At 56.9% G+C, this 15,844-nt stretch carries 9 protein-coding genes and 1 pseudogene; 1 reads left to right on the forward strand and 9 read right to left on the reverse strand.

The annotated features are described in order from the left end of the window. Positions 1 to 150: 150 nt before the first annotated feature. Together G7K71_RS04745 and G7K71_RS04750 are read right to left on the reverse strand one after the other, a co-directional pair. Positions 151 to 1,572, reverse strand: a complete 1,422-nt coding sequence (locus tag G7K71_RS04745) for a folylpolyglutamate synthase/dihydrofolate synthase family protein (RefSeq protein WP_313884886.1) — start codon at positions 1,570 to 1,572, stop codon at positions 151 to 153. 61 nt (positions 1,573 to 1,633) lie between these two features. After that, the gene (locus G7K71_RS04750) at positions 1,634 to 4,279 is read right to left on the reverse strand and encodes a valine--tRNA ligase (protein ID WP_166343876.1); all 2,646 of its coding nucleotides are present in this window, start codon (positions 4,277 to 4,279) and stop codon (positions 1,634 to 1,636) included. A gap of 503 nt (positions 4,280 to 4,782) precedes the next feature. Between G7K71_RS04750 and G7K71_RS04755 the strand changes: the two genes are divergently transcribed. After that, positions 4,783 to 5,853 carry an ABC transporter substrate-binding protein gene (locus G7K71_RS04755; RefSeq protein ID WP_166343878.1) on the forward strand — a complete coding sequence of 357 codons (1,071 nt, stop codon included), beginning with the start codon at positions 4,783 to 4,785 and terminating at the stop codon, positions 5,851 to 5,853. Here G7K71_RS04755 and yihA read toward each other — a convergent pair. From yihA to clpX, 7 genes and pseudogenes are all read right to left on the reverse strand, one after another. Beyond that, positions 5,850 to 6,434, reverse strand: coding sequence for a ribosome biogenesis GTP-binding protein YihA/YsxC (gene yihA / locus G7K71_RS04760; protein WP_013821540.1), 585 nt, complete (start codon positions 6,432 to 6,434; stop codon positions 5,850 to 5,852). The genes G7K71_RS04755 and yihA overlap by 4 nt on opposite strands. Continuing rightward, the gene (gene lon / locus G7K71_RS04765; protein WP_166343880.1) at positions 6,415 to 8,850 is read right to left on the reverse strand and encodes an endopeptidase La; all 2,436 of its coding nucleotides are present in this window, start codon (positions 8,848 to 8,850) and stop codon (positions 6,415 to 6,417) included. Before lon ends, yihA begins: the two co-directional genes overlap by 20 nt. A gap of 217 nt (positions 8,851 to 9,067) precedes the next feature. Then, a complete protein-coding gene (gene lonB, locus G7K71_RS04770; RefSeq protein ID WP_313884887.1) occupies positions 9,068 to 10,804 on the reverse strand; it encodes an ATP-dependent protease LonB in 1,737 nt (578 codons plus the stop codon). Positions 10,805 to 10,900: 96 nt separating this feature from the next. Then, positions 10,901 to 12,427 carry a zinc ribbon domain-containing protein gene (locus G7K71_RS04775; RefSeq protein WP_207712645.1) on the reverse strand — a complete coding sequence of 509 codons (1,527 nt, stop codon included), beginning with the start codon at positions 12,425 to 12,427 and terminating at the stop codon, positions 10,901 to 10,903. 38 nt (positions 12,428 to 12,465) lie between these two features. Then, positions 12,466 to 12,597 (reverse strand): annotated as a pseudogene (locus tag G7K71_RS04780) (IS607 family transposase); the annotation flags it as partial. Between the two features lie 368 nt (positions 12,598 to 12,965). Continuing rightward, the gene (locus tag G7K71_RS04785) at positions 12,966 to 14,396 is read right to left on the reverse strand and encodes an ISLre2 family transposase (protein WP_166343884.1); all 1,431 of its coding nucleotides are present in this window, start codon (positions 14,394 to 14,396) and stop codon (positions 12,966 to 12,968) included. 193 nt (positions 14,397 to 14,589) lie between these two features. Further along, a complete protein-coding gene (gene clpX, locus G7K71_RS04790) occupies positions 14,590 to 15,840 on the reverse strand; it encodes an ATP-dependent Clp protease ATP-binding subunit ClpX (RefSeq protein ID WP_013821537.1) in 1,251 nt (416 codons plus the stop codon). Positions 15,841 to 15,844 lie beyond the last annotated feature (4 nt).

Genomic DNA, 15,844 nt, shown 5'->3' on the forward strand with positions numbered 1-15,844 from the left:
ATTAACCCTTCGAGATGGTATTATGAGTTGGCCGGAGGGGTTTTATCCAAACGTACCAAAATTAAAAAAAAGCACCGGATCATCCGGTGCTTTATTACGAAGTGTCCCATAATTTCATTTAATTTATTTATTCTTTAATTCAAATTAATGCTATCCTTTCCCACCCGCGTGCGGGACCCCATCCGTTGTCCCCTTCTCCATGAGTACCTCCCGGGCCTCGGCCACCATGTACAGTGAACCGGTTATGCAAACCAGCTCACTTGGACGGGCCAGGGACAAGGCATACTCCACAGCCTCGGGAACCGACTCGATGGTGTAGACCTCGGTTACATATTTGCGGGCCTCTTCGGCCAGACGCTGCCAGTCGCCGGCCCGGGGGCTGTTGGGCCGGGTAACCACCACCGCCCGGGCCCGGGGGGCCAGTTCAGCCACCACCCGGCCCCGTTCCTTATCCCCCAGCATACCGATGACCAGCACCACCTGCCTGCCGGTGAAATAATCGTCCCATGCCCTTGCCAGGCTGCGGGCGCCGTCGTAGTTATGGGCACCGTCCAGGAGCACCAGGGGCCGGCTCAAGACAATCTCCAGCCGGGCCGGCCAGCGGACCACAGCCAGGCCCCGGTACAGGGCTTCCTCCGGAATGGCAAACCCCTGCTCCATCAACAATTCCACCACCGCCACCGCCCCGGCGGCGTTCACCAGCTGATGCCTCCCCAGCAGGGGGATAAAGAGATCCCGGTAGGTGCGGCGCAGGCCGTGCACTGCAAGGTACTGGCCGCCCTGATCAAGCCCGCCCCCGGCTGCTTCCCACAAAACGGTGCGGCAAGAAATTCCCGGGTTGAGATTGAATCTGTTGCCGGTCTCCTCCGTCACTCCCGCCCCCGAAGCAATGGCGGTGCCCACACTGTTCACCAGCACCATGGGCGAACCTTTCTCCCGGCAAAACTTTGCCACCACTTCCAGGGCTTCCCCCCGGCAGGCCGTTACCAGGGGCACACCGGGCTTGATAATTCCGGCCTTGACAGTGGCAATCTCCCGGATGGTCTGGCCCAGGTAATCCATGTGGTCCATGGCTACGTTGGTAATGACCGTTACCAGGGGTTTTTCCACCACATTGGTGGAATCAATGGCTCCTCCCAGCCCTACCTCCAGAATTAAAAAATCCACCCCTTCTTCGTAAAAATACTTGAAGGCCATGGCCGTGCTAACCTCAAACTCGGTGGGATGCTCAAAACCCTCTTCCACCATGGCTTCCAGGTGGGGCTTCAGCTGGCTGATCAACGAGGCCACCCGCTCAGGAGGGATTTGCACTCCGTCAATCTGGTATCGTTCCGTATAGGAATGCAGGTGGGGTGAGGTAAAGGTGCCCGTGCGATAGCCGGCAGCAGTGAGCACGGAAGCCACCATGGCGGTGGTGGAACCTTTGCCGTTGGTTCCCCCGATATGCACCACTTTGAGCTTTTCCTGGGGATCCCCCAGCCGGCGCAACAGCTCTTTTATCCGCCCCAGGCCGAAATTTACCCCGAATTTGGTCAGGTTCTGCAGGTAGGTCATGGCTTCATCATACTGCACCGCTGTCACCCCAAACAATCTTCGAATTTCTGCACCTCTAAACGCTGGGGCACTTTAAACTTTATCCCTCGAGCATGGCCAGCCTTTCCCGGATGGCAGTTGCTTTGCCCGCCAGCTCCGCTTCTTTGGCCCGTTCCTTTTCCACCACTTCCGCCGGCGCTTTGGCCAGGAAACTTTCGTTTCCCAGCTTGCCTTCCACTCTCTTGAGCTCCTTTTCCACTGCCTCCAGTTCCTTTTTCAGGCGGGCCAGTTCCCGGTCAATGTCGATGAGTCCGGCCAGGGGCACATAAATCTCCACACCCCTGGCCACACCGTGGGCGGCCTGCGGGGGGACCCGGTCCAGTTGAGGTTTCACCTGCACCCGGCAGCGGGCCAGCCCCTGGATGTAACCGGACCACTTCTGGATCAAATCCCGGGTATCGCCGTCAGTTACAACCAGAACGACGTCCGCCGTCTTGCCCGGGGGAACATTCATTTCGCTTCTGATGTGGCGGATGGACCGGATTATCTCCATGAGCACCGCCATCTCGGCCTCGGCCTTTTCATCCCGCAACTCGGGCCGGTAGACCGGCCAGGGGGCTTGCATAATCGTGCGACCCTGGTGGGGGAGGCGCTGCCAGATTTCCTCGGTGATAAAGGGCATAAAGGGATGGAGCAGCTCCATGGTTCCCCGCAACACCCGGGCCAGCACATCCTGGGCGCAGGCCCGGTCCCGACCGTCCTGGCCGTGGTAAAGCCGGGGTTTGACCAGTTCAATATACCAGTCGCAGAACTCATCCCAGATGAATTCATAGAGAACCCGGGCTGCTTCTCCCAGTTCGTAGGAATCCAGGAACCTGGTTACTTCCTGCACGCAGGCCTGGTAGCGGCTCAAGATCCAGCGTTCGGCCAGGGTATGGGCTTCCCTGCCCGGGGCCGAGGCCGGATCGTAATCCTGGAGGTTCATCAGGGCAAAACGGGAAGCATTCCAGATCTTGTTGGCAAAGTTCCTCGCCCCGTCCAGGCGCTCAAAGTGAAAGCGCAGGTCGTTACCAGGCGTGTTCCCGGTAACCAGCATGAAGCGCAGGCTGTCTGCGCCATGGCTTTCAATAACGTCAATGGGGTCCACCCCGTTGCCCAGGGACTTGCTCATCTTGCGCCCCAGGGCGTCCAGCACCAGGCCATGGATGAACACTTCCCGGAAGGGCACTTCCCGCATGAAATGAAGGCCGCTCACAATCATCCGGGCCACCCAGAAGAAGATAATGTCCCGCCCCGTCACCAGCACGGAAGTGGGATAATAATAACCCAGCTCAGGCGTCTTTTCCGGCCAGCCCAGTGTGGAAAAAGGCCACAGGGCCGAGGAAAACCAGGTGTCCAGCACGTCGGGATCTTGCTCCAGGCGAGAGCTGCCACAACGGGTGCATTTCCGGGGCGGTTCCTTGGCCGCAATAGCCTCCTCACACTCCTGGCAATACCACACCGGGATGCGGTGTCCCCACCAGAGCTGCCGGGAAATGCACCAGTCCCGGATGTTTTCCATCCAGTTCAGGTAAATTTTCGTGAAGCGTTCCGGAACGAAGCGGATGCGTCCTTCCTTTACCGCCTGGATGGCCGGCTCCGCCAGCGGTTTCATGCGCACAAACCACTGGCGGGACAGCATGGGCTCAATGACCGTGTTGCAGCGGTAACAGTGCCCCACGGCGTGATTATGATCTTCTATTTTTACCAGGTAACCCTGCTCTTTTAAATCTTTGATAATCCTCTTGCGGCATTCCCAGCGATCCAGGCCCCGGTAAGGGCCGGCCTCTTCGTTCATCACCGCGTCCTTGTTGATCACCCGCACCTGGGGCAGGTTATGCCGCCGCCCCACCTCAAAGTCGTTGGGATCGTGGGCGGGAGTGATCTTCACCGCCCCGGTGCCAAAGGAGGGATCCACGTACTCATCGGTAATGACGGGCATTTCCCGGCCCAAAAGGGGCAGGACCAGGGTTTTGCCCACCAGGTGCCGGTAGCGTTCGTCCCCGGGATGAACGGCCACGGCCACGTCCCCCAGCATGGTTTCCGGCCGGGTGGTGGCTACGGTAATGGCATCACTGCCGTCCCTGGTGGGGTATTTGATGTAATAGAGCTGCCCGGGCTTGTCCAGGTGCTCCACTTCAATGTCGGAAATGGTGGTATGGCAGCGGGGACACCAGTTGACGATGTAATAATCCCGGTAGATGAGACCCTGTTCGTAAAGCCGCAGGAAAACCTCTTTGACTGCCTCGGAACACCCCTCATCCATGGTAAAGCGCTCCCGGTCCCAGTCACAGGAAGCCCCTAAGCGGCGCAGCTGGTGCGTTATTCGCCCCCCGTACTGTTCCTTCCAGGCCCAGACCCGTTCTAAGAACTTCTCCCGGCCCAGGTCATATTTGTTTTTACCCTCTTTGGCCAGCTGTTCTTCCACCTTGGCCTGGGTGGCAATACCCGCATGATCGGTGCCGGGAAGCCACAGGGTGTTGTAGCCCTGCATGCGGCGCCAGCGGGTGAGAATGTCCTGTAAAGTATTATCCAGGGCGTGCCCCATGTGCAGCTGCCCGGTGACGTTGGGCGGGGGCATCACAATGGAAAAAGGCTCCCGGTTATCAACCTCAGCACGAAAGAATTTATTTTCTTCCCAGTAGCGGTACCACTTTTCCTCCACGGCCCGGGGATCATAAGTGGTGGGCATGTCAAATTGCGTCATAATGCCTCTCCTCCCTGTAATCTGTGAACATTATAATGTGATCCCCGCTTTTTAGCAACCTCCGGGGTAACTGAAGTATCCCCAGTTTTTTAAAGCCCCTGTTTTGGCTCGTTAGCGAGCGACTTGAGCCGAGCGGCCAGCCAAACTTAGCGAGGCGAAAAGCGAAGGCAGGCCCGAGGGCATGGATGCCCGAGGCCGGCAACTGAGGCAGGATGCCGAATTTGCCGGGAAGCCTGCCGGAGCTTTGAGCCGAGCACTAGTTTGGCCCGCGAGGCTCACCGGAGCGAGCGGGAGCCAAAACAGGGTAGTTGGAAAGTGGGGATAACTCAGCCGGGGTAAATGTTCAGTAAACCCCGTTGGATGCGGCGCTATCCCCGCTCACTCCAGTGGCCGGACAGCGAATGCTCACCCTCCGGAACAAATTCCTGGCATGAAATGCTAATAACCTCATAGAGATAGTTAAAGGGGAAAATGAGGCCATGGAGAGCGGGGGGTGTTGGAAATTGGGCAGGCCCAGGTTGTTGCTGGTGCTTTTGCTGCTCTTGAGCCTGACCCTGTCGGCAGGCGCCATAATCATCAAAAGGTTTAGCCAACCACAACCGGAAACCAACATCATACGGCTAATGGAAGGGCCACGTTCGGTTTACCACCTGCCCCATTACATAGCCCTGGCCCTGGGTTTTTTCAAGGAGCAGGGACTGGAAGTGGTTCTGGAAAACACTGCCAATGAACAAACACTGCTGCCCGCCCTGGCCGGCGAACGGGCCGACGTGGCCTTAGTTGGCCTGGAACAGGCCATTTACAGCCGGGCAGATGGATTGCTGGACGACGTGGTAGCCTTTGCCGCGCTGACCCGGCAGGACAGCCATTTCCTGCTGGCCCGCAAAGCAAACGGCCCCTTTGAATGGGCCAGCTTGAAGGAAAAGACCGTTATCGCCGGTTGGCCGGAAAGCATTGAAACGGTGCTTTTAGAGGGGCTTTTAAGACAGAACAACATCGCCCCCTACCGGGAGGTAACCCTTTATACCAACATTCCGGCATCTTTACGCATAGGTGCCTTTTCAGCAGGGTCGGGGGATTTTATCATCCTGGCCGAACCACAGGCCTCAATGGTGGAAAACGCGGGACTGGGCCGGGTGGTGGTCTCCCTGGGCAAAGAAGCAGGCCCCCTGCCGGCGGCGGTTTACGCGGCCAGGACGGAGTTCATCCGTAAAAACCCCGTCGCCCTGCAGCGCTTCACCAATGCCGTATACAAAGCCCAGCTCTGGCTGGCCCATCACGGCACCCGTGAGGCCGCCCGGGTGGTCAGCCCCTATTTAAGGGATATGAACGAGAACCTGCTCATGCGGGCCATTGAGCGTTACCGGGCCCAGGAAACCTGGGCCACCAACCCGGTCATCGATCCCGAAAGGTACAACTATCTCATGGATTTGCTGGACCAATCCCGGGAAGTAGCCAGAAGGATTCCCCCGGAACAAATGGTAAACAACCAGTTTGCCCAAAAAGCCGTGGAAACGGTGGAGTACGTTCCGGAAAAGGAAAAACCGCGCTGGCTTGAACGTTTAAAGATTTAATTTATCCATCCCTCGATGACGCGCCAGAGCTCGTCCCGCCCTTCACGGGTGCGGGCGGAAAATTTAATCAGGGGGTCATCCCCGGTTAAACCCAGGGTCTGCCGGACTACCAGCAACTGCCGCAGGCCCTGGCTTTTGGAAAGCTTGTCCGCCTTGGTGGCCACCACCACTGCAGGCAGGTGGTGATGTTTCAGCCACTGGTACAGCTGCACGTCCTGGGCGGTGGGAGGATGGCGCAAGTCCACGATCTGGATTACACCCCGCAACTCCGGGCGGCGGGACAGGTAGCCCTCAATCAAAGGTCCCCAGCTGGCCCGCATCTTCTCCGGTACCCGTGCGTAGCCGTACCCGGGCAGGTCCACCAGGTAAAACCGGTTGTTGATCAGGTAAAAATTCAGGGTACGGGTCCTGCCCGGGGTATTGCTGGTGCGGGCTAGATTCCGGCGGTTGACCAGGCAGTTCAACAGGGACGACTTCCCTACATTGGAGCGCCCGGCCAGGGCAACCTCGGGCCTGCCCCCGGCCGGGCAGCGTTGCAAATCGACTACACTTTTAACAAACTCAGCAGAAACGATGTTCATGGATCGCGGCGGGATCCTCCTTAACCGGTATCACAGGCTGGTAGGAAACCTCGGGAACCTCCCCCGGGGAGGAGCCCAGTTCAGCAGCTTCGTGCTCCTGCTCCTTTTCTAAAAGGGCTATTTCCAGGACTTCATCCATGTGCTCCACCTGGATGAACTGCATCTTGCTCCTGACGTTGGACGGTATATCGTCCAGCTCCTTGCGGTTATCCTTGGGCAGAATCACCGTGGTGATACCCGCCCGGTGTGCGGCCAGCACCTTTTCCTTGATGCCGCCCACGGGCAGCACGCGCCCCCTCAAGGTAATTTCCCCGGTCATGGCCACATCATGGCGCACCTTGCGCCCCGTGAAGGCCGAAGCCAGGGCGCAGGCCATGGTAATGCCGGCCGAAGGCCCGTCCTTGGGGATGGCCCCCTCCGGAACGTGGATGTGGATATCGTGCTTGTCAAACACTTCTTCATCTATGCCCAGCTGACCCGCCCGGCTGCGTACATAACTGTAGCTGGCCTGGGCGGATTCCTTCATTACTTCACCCAGTTTACCTGTTAAAGTAAGCCGGCCGGTACCCCGGTAAACGGTAACCTCGATGGCCAGGGTGTCGCCCCCAACCTCGGTCCAGGCCAGACCCGTGGCCACGCCCACCTGATCTTCCTGTTCGGCCACCCCGTAACGGAACTTGGGCGTTCCCAGGAAGTGCTCCAGGTTTTGCACGGTAACGCGAACCTTTTTCGTTTCCTCTGCCACGATCTGCCGGGCGGCCTTGCGGCAAAGGGTGGCAATCTGCCGCTCCAGGTTACGCACGCCGCTTTCCCGGGTGTACTCTCGGATAACCCGGCGAATGGCTTTTTCTGAAATGCTGAACATCTCCCGGGTGAGCCCGTGTTCCTTCAGCTGTTTGGGTAAAAGGTGCCTCAAGGCTATCTGCACTTTTTCCTCTTCAGTGTAACCGGAAATCTGGATCACTTCCATGCGGTCCAGAAGGGGCCGCGGGATACTGTGCTGGACGTTGGCCGTGGTGATGAACATTACATTGGAAAGGTCAAAGGGTACTTCAATGTAATGGTCACTGAAGCTGTTGTTTTGCTCCGGGTCCAGCACTTCCAGCAGGGCCGCCGAGGGATCGCCCCGGAAGTCCATGCTCATCTTATCAATTTCATCCAGCAGAAATACCGGGTTCTTGGAACCGGCGTTGCGCATTCCCTGGATTATCCTGCCCGGCAACGCACCCACATATGTGCGGCGATGACCGCGGATTTCCGCTTCATCCCGCACGCCGCCCAGGGAAATGCGCACAAACTTGCGCTCAAGGGCCCGGGCAATGGAACGGCCCAGGGAGGTCTTGCCAACCCCCGGCGGGCCGACGAAGCACAAGATGGGGCCCTTCATCTTCTTGTTCAGCTTGCGGATGGCCAGGTACTCCAGGATCCGCTCCTTGACCTCGGTGAGGCCATAATGGTCTTCTTCCAGGATGGCTTCGGCAGCCTTGATATCCAGCCGGTCCCGGGTGCTCTTGCTCCAGGGCAGCGCCAGCAACCAGTCCAGGTAATTGCGAATAACCGCCGATTCCGCCGCCATGGGCGGCATTTTTTCCAGTCGCTCCACCTCCTTGAGGGCCTTTTCTTCCACTTCCTTGGGCAGCCTGGCTTCGGCAATCTTCTCCCGGTATTCCTCACCCTCCGCCACGCGCTCGTCCTTTTCACCCAATTCCCGCTGAATGGCCTTCATCTGCTCCCGCAGGTAATATTCCTTCTGGGTTTTCTCCATCTGCTTGCGCACACGGATATTGATCTTGCGCTCCAGTTCCACGATCTCCAGTTCCCTGGCCACCAGGGCGCACAGCTTCTCCAGCCGTTTGACAATGTCCACGGCTTCCAGCACCTGCTGTTTTTCCTCTATGCGCAGGGGCAGGTGGGAGGCAACGATATCAGCCAGCCGTCCCGGTTCCTCCAGGTTGACCACGGAAACCACCGTTTCCGGCGGGATGCGCTTGGAGAGTTTCACGTATTGCTCGAACTGGTAAACCAGGCTGCGCATCAACGCCTCAATTTCGGGGGTTTTGATAAAATCTTCATTATATTGTTCCACTTCTACTTTAAAGAAAGGCTCATAGGCCAGGTAACGCCGGATATGGCCCCGGGCAAGACCTTCTACCAGAACCCGGATGGTACCGCCGGGCAACTTGAGAAGCTGTTTCACCTCGGCTACGCTACCAATCCGGTATATGTCATCAACGCCGGGATCGTCGGTCTGGGCTTCCTTCTGGGTGGCCAGAAAAATAATGCGGTCGTTCATCATGGCCTGCTCAATGGCCTGCACCGACTTTTCCCTACCCACGTCGAGGTGGATGACCATGTAGGGAAATACCAGTATGCCCCTTAACGGCAGCAATGGTAAAATTCGTACTACCGGCTCCATAGCTGCACCTCCTTCTCGGTATGTTTCTGCGTTCCGGCCACACACACCACTATTTTAACATACACCTAACATTCCTGCCATAGCAATAAGTGGTGCGGAAAAACAAGAACCCGGCGCAAGACACCGGGTCAGGAACAGCTAATATTCACTGGTCGTAAATGTTCAGTAAAACCGTTATGATGAGAATGCGGCGCACCACCCGTCCATATTTTGGGGTTTAACTCCCGGGACAGTGGTTTGACGAAAGGCCGGGGGAAGAAAGCAGTCCCGCTGCCGCCAGCACATCCCGCGGCACCGGCAGGACGCCTTTGCGGGCGGCGCCGGGTTGTTCCATCAGGGCCGTTTTGAGCACCTCTTCCAGCCTGTCCACCGGTACCACCTCTACGTCCGGCAGGTCCCGGAAAAGCTCCTGGTAATTTTCCCGGGGGATGAAAACCTTCCTGGCCCCGGCCTGGCGGGCAGCTTCCACTTTGGGCACGATTCCCCCCACGGGCAGCACGAGACCACGGATGGAAACCTCGCCGGTCATAGCCACCCGGTTATCCACGGGGATGCCCGTAATGGCCGAGTATACCGCCGTAGCCACCGCCACCCCGGCCGAAGGCCCGTCTACCGGAATGCCGCCGGGGAAGTTCACATGGATGTCGTAGTCCCGGGGATCCACATCAGTGGTGCGGCGCAGAACGGTGAGGACATTTTCCACCGCCCCCCGGGCCATGCTCTTGCGCCGCATGGTCCGCCCCCGTCCTTTCACCTCTTCTTCGTCCACCACGCCGGTAACAATCACCTTGCCCTGACCCCGGGGGACAGGCAGGGCGTTGGCTTCAATTTCTAACAGCGCCCCCATGTTGGGACCGTAAACGGCCAGGCCGTTGACCAGACCCACCTGGGGTTGGGAGGCCACCTTCTTTTCGGGCCGGGGGCTGTACTGGCCGCTGTGCACAACCCATTCCACATCGGCCGCTTTGATCTGCTGGCGTCCCTCGGTAAGAGCAATACCGGCGGCGATCTGTACAATGTTTACCGCCTCCCGTCCGTTGGTGGCAAATTTTTTAATGACTGCCAGCCCCCGCTCATCCAGGGGAAAACCAACCTTGCGGGCGGCGTTGGCGGCAATAATTTCAATTTCGTGGGGCAGCAAAGGGCGGAAAAAGATCTCCACGCAGCGGGAGCGCAGCGCCGGCGGAATTTCCTCCGGGGTGCGGGTGGTGGCCCCCACCAGGCGGAAATCCGCGGGCAGGCCGTTTTGAAAGATATCATGGATATGATTGGGAATATTTGGATCTTCGGAACTGTAATAGGCGCTTTCTAAAAGGACTTTACGGTCCTCCATGACCTTGAGCAGCTTGTTCATCTGAATCGGGTGAAGTTCGCCGATTTCATCAATAAAGAGTACCCCCCCATGGGCTCTGGTCACCGCACCGGGTTTGGGCTGGGGTATACCCGCCATGCCCATGGGTCCGGCCCCCTGGTAGATGGGATCGTGCACTGAACCAATCAGGGGGTCGGCAATTCCCCGCTCGTCAAAACGGGCGGTGGTGGCATCAACCTCCACAAACTTCGCATTTTCCTTGAAGGGAGAATGGGGGTTTTTTTTGGCTTCCTCCAGCACCAGCCTGGCGGCCGCCGTCTTGCCCACCCCGGGCGGCCCATAGATAATGACATGCTGGGGATTGGGGCCGCAAAGGGCCGCCCGCAGGGAGCGGAGCCCTTCCTCCTGGCCAATGATCTCCTCGAATTTGCTGGGCCGGGTTTTTTCGGCCAGCGGTTCGGTGAGGGAAATGGACCGCAACCGCTGCAGCCTTTCTATTTCCTTGCGGGATTCCCGCTCCACGGCCGTTCTATTACCCTGCTGGGCCTTTAACAGGTTCCAGAAGTAAAGGCCGATGATCACTCCAAAGAAAACCTGGACAAAGGTGATAAAGCTGCCCAGTCCCCCGGGAAACTCTGCCACGGTCATGCCTCCTTGCCTTGATTTCTGGCAAGATCTATTATTGCCCTTTTATGCATCTAAAAAACACTGCTACCGTTCCTCCCACACTAGACTTTTCTAGGTACAGCTTTGCAAATCCAGTAGTTTAACTAAGCAACCAATGTTAGCAAGGAAAACGCTGCATACATAACCGAGAGTTGTGGTAAAGGTCATCGCTTCCGGAGAAATTTCCGCAGAAGCTACCCGCGACGGGAACAGCAACGCCGCGCCGCCGACCTTATAGGACAGCGGCCTCGTAAGGTTAAAACCGACCCGTGCGATATTCAAGCTTCCCGCATAGTCCCGGTCCGCCTGCCAGCTACACGAAGGACAGACGAACCAGGAGCCGGAATCCTTCTCAGTTTTGTTTCCCGGAGAGATTACATGCTTTCCAGCACCGAGGCACCGCGGGCAGACCCGGCTCGTGCCTCCCGGCGGTACCATGAACACCCGGATACCCGCCAGCTTCGCCTTGTATCTCAGAAGCCGGAAAAGTAGACCCCGCACCACCGTGGACACCCACCAGTTGAGGTCCCGGTTACGGCCTTTTTTGCCGCGCAGCGTGACCAGCCATTCGACGAAAATGTGCCGGCAATCAAAAATTTTGGCCAATAAAACCAAAAGCATACTCACCGTGTGGGCCAGAGTGTGCTGTACCCGGTGGTACTTCTGCCAGGCCGCCGCTATCTTCCGGTTACATTTCTTCCAATCTGGAGTCCCTTTTTCGTACCGGTCACGTTCTTTCTGGAGTTTTTTGATGTCCTCCCGGATGCGGAAGAGCCTGGCCTTGAGCCCAAACCAAAAAACAAAGAAAGGCGGCGTGAGCTGGCCCTTCCTCGAAACCACCGTGCAGGTCACCAGCTTCCGCAGTCCCCAGTCCACACTCAATGCCCGGCCAGGGTCACCGGAAGGTTCCTCCTCCGGTACCTCCACCTTTACGTCCAGCAAAGCTACGAGTTCGCCGTCCGGCTTGACTTTGAGCCGCAGGTCGGGAGCGCACAAAGCCCCGCCCGCGGCCAGCTTCTCCTGAAGTTCAGCCGGTATCTCTACGGAAAAGGGGAACCACTGCCAGTCCTTTTTCGACCGCACCTCTATCGTAACCGGAAGCTTTATTTCGCCCGACAGCCGGTTTTCTTCCAAACGGTACTTTATCGCCTGCCCGTCTTCCGCCCCGTCATCCGGGGCCAGGGTGTACGTGAACCGCTTCGGTTCCGGCTTTCTCTGAAATTCGAAAAAGTCCTGCGGCAACCTTTCGTGCTCAGTGCAGAATTCCGCCAGTTGTTCGGCCACGTTTAGAAGGTATCCGAACTTTTCCGGGTTACCTTCAGCCTTGAATTCTTTATAGAGCTTTCTCGCCGTGTTTTTTGCCCCACCGGTAAAGAACGGGAGCAGGTGCTCGAATATGCGCTTCCGCTCGGCCTGGGAGCGCAGGATGCGGCCCGCCGACTCCAAAATGCACCGCCAGGGACGGCTGGGGATGTAAACATCCTCCGGACGAGACATCTCCGCGTCGAGAAGTTTCCAGATCTGTCCGGAGTGAGCCGCTACCTTCTCCAAACCTTCTAAAGACCAGTAATGCCCCAGGGCCTGCTCCTGCAGCTTCAAGCCCAGTGTAGTTAGAGTTTATTACCGGCCCGACAAACTCATTCGGCAGCCTTACGCTCGTCGTCAGTATCAAGGCGTTCCAGCGCCCCTTTCACTTCCGCTTTTAGCTTTTTTACCTTGTGCGACCTGTACCCGTAGAGTTTGCCTGCAAAAGAAGTGACTATGGTGAGGCTCCTGCGATTGGTGGAAAGACCAGAACCAACGTCAGTCAGTACTACTATTTCGGAAAATTTAGAGCCATATGTCCCCTTAAGCGCCTCCACCTGCCGCGTCCGTGTCAAGATCCAGTAGGTATCTCCACAACAACTTTTCCCGTTATGAGACCTCACCGCTCAAAAACATTAGCTTCAAGGCAGCGGCCTTGACATCCACCCCGCAGGTGGTCAGACAAACCCACCGACGGGGCGGCTCCGGGGAACAGGTAACAATAATACACCCCCCGTCGCAAAACCATTATACCACCTGCGGGGGCCCCGGCTGTCAAGGCTCCCCTAACGGCGCTGCCTCTTAAGCCCTCTGAGGCTCACCAGGGAACAGGTTAGCCAATAAGGGCAGCAAAATCTGGCCGGGCAAGTTCCCGTAAAACATACTTAATCCACGGCCGGTCGGCAAAAGGACCCTTTAATGCCGGTAATGTCGCCTGCAGCCATTTTTCCACATCCCCGGCTTTTTGTTTTTCCACTGGCTTTAACTGCGCTAATTCCCTCAGCTTTTCGCGTTTCACCGGCCAGCGCAAAACATAATTATCAAGCTTCCCGTTTGCCTTAGCGGCCAAAATCCGGGCCATCCGGTCCCCACCGTTAATGGTCCACCGGGCTCCCAGGCGTTTCATCCGCCGGGCCACGTTGTGTTGTATCTGCCCTTCAATGGTGCCCAGGCGTTTTGCTCCCGGCAAGGCAACAATCCCCACCCAGTTTTCCTCAAGATATTGCAAAAGCCTGGTGATCCTCTTCTTCCGGTTACCTCTGGTCTTTTTCGCTGCTTCCGTTAGAATCCCTTGGGTTTCCTGCCAGTTACCCCGGGAAATAGCTGCGGCTACCTTCCGAAAGGTTTCTTCATCATACCAGAGAGCTTCCGTTAAATGCTTGCTCAGGTGGTATGGGTCTAAGCGATATTCGGCGCCGGGGAAGTATTCCACTCCCTGCTTGGGCCAGTCTGCTCCATCGCCGCCAATGTAGATCTTTTGGGTCCGGCTTAAATCCCATTTCCCCCCGATCTCGGCATAACCTTCTTCCCAGGCTGCCTCACCTTCATTTAAGCTGCTTAATACAAGCTTGTTTTTCAGGGCGAAGCGATCCCGGTCTATTTGCTCCTTCCCCTCGTAAGCTACTATGTGTTTGATTTCTCTTCGTTTCTGCTTTTCCCTTTGCAGGCGGATTATCACCCCGTCGGCTTCAATACACAGCTCCGGCGCCACTTCTTTCCCTCCGGGAGCTTCGCCGTCTTCAAAAACTGCTGCTCTTTTTTCTTGGCCTTCGCGTTGGAGAACTTCGCCTACTTCCTGGGTGGCCTGCCAGATGGTCATGGAACTTACCCCGGGAACAAGGTAGCTCAAAATCTCCGCCGCCCGGTCAAAGGGAAGCTCAGTGCTTAGTTTGACAGCCAGTTCCTTTAAGCGGGGGGTAATCGTGGCCCGCTTCGGCCAGCCCAGTAGCTCATCCAAAAAGAAGTTGGTTTCCCCGGTTTTTTTGTTTTTGTACAGGCGCCTTTTGTAGAGAAATTCCCCAAAGGTGCTGATGGCTGTTTTATCCCGAAATCCAACCACCCTCCAGGTGCTCCGGTCACGTTCATTCATCAGGCGGGTATCGAGCTGTTCCAGTGCCCAGGTGAATATTTGGTTGCAGACCTTTTGACAAAGCTCATGGATGCCTTTTTCAAGTTCATAGAAGTCCTTGCAACTACCAAGTAATTCAATCAGACCCTTAATGAAAAGAAGGACTGCACCCACTATTTGGCGAATATTTAGCATGAGACCTCACACTCCTTTTTGGGGTGTTTTGGCGCGCGAGGTCTCATTTCTTTTTCAGGGGGCTGATCCCCTTCTGGTGCCTACTGAAATTTTATACACGGCCTTTCACAGTTAACTGAGTATCCCCCATGAAACAAACAAAAAAGCACACGCATAACTACGTGTGCCTGCAATCTATTTTACCTTCCGGCAATTACGCCGTTTCTTCCTTTTTCTTTTTGCGGTCTAGGGCCACCACCAGGGGTTTCTCCTTTTTCAGGATGGTCTCTTTAGTAATGATCACCCTGGCGATATCTTCCCGGGAGGGAATTTCATACATTACGTCCAGCATGATGTCCTCCAGGATGGCCCGCAGTCCCCGGGCGCCGGTGTTGCGCTTGAGGGCCTCCTGGGCCACCGTCCGCAGGGCGTCGGGGTGGAACTCCAGACTCACCCCATCCAGCTCGAACAGTTTTTCATACTGTTTGACCAGGGCGTTCTTGGGCTCGGTGAGGATGCGGATGAGGGCTTCCTCATCCAGGGCGTCCAGGGTGACGATAATGGGCAAGCGGCCGACAAACTCGGGGATAAGACCGTATTTAAGCAGGTCTTCCGGCAGGATCTGGCTTAAGATCTCCCCAATTTTCTGATCCCGCCTGCTCTGGATTTCGGCGCCAAAGCCCAGGCCCTTTTTCCCGATGCGGTTCTGGATGATCTTCTCGATACCGTCAAAAGCACCGCCGCAGATAAACAGGATATTGGTGGTGTCCAGCTGGATGAACTCCTGGTGGGGGTGCTTGCGACCACCCTGGGGCGGCACGCTGGCCACGGTACCCTCCAGGATCTTTAAGAGGGCCTGCTGTACGCCCTCGCCGGACACGTCCCGGGTAATAGACGGGTTTTCCGACTTACGGGCGATCTTGTCGATTTCGTCAATGTAGACGATGCCCTTTTCCGCCTTCTCCACATCGTAATCGGCCGCCTGGATGAGTTTTAAAAGGATGTTTTCCACGTCCTCTCCCACGTAACCGGCTTCGGTCAGGGATGTGGCATCGGCAATGGCAAAGGGAACATTGAGCAACCGCGCCAGGGTCTGGGCCAGCAGGGTTTTACCGCATCCCGTGGGCCCCAGCATGATGATGTTGCTCTTCTGCAGTTCCACATCATCTATCTTGCCACCCAGATTGATGCGCTTGTAGTGGTTGTAAACCGCCACGGCCAGGGTTTTTTTGGCCTGCTCCTGGCCGATGACGTACTGGTCCAGTATTTCTTTGATTTCCTTAGGCTTCGGGATGTCCCCCAGGTCAAGCCCAAGGTCCTCGCTCAGTTCCTCTTCAATAATTTCGTTGCAAAGCTCAATGCACTCATCGCAAATGTACACCCCGGGACCGGCCACCAGTTTTTTGACCTGGTCCTGGAGTTTGCCGCAGAAGGAGCACTTGAGCTGACCTTTGTCGTTAAACATAGCT

It is taken from the genome of Desulfofundulus sp. TPOSR (assembly GCF_011393055.1).
GTDB lineage: Bacteria > Bacillota > Desulfotomaculia > Desulfotomaculales > Desulfovirgulaceae > Desulfofundulus > Desulfofundulus kuznetsovii.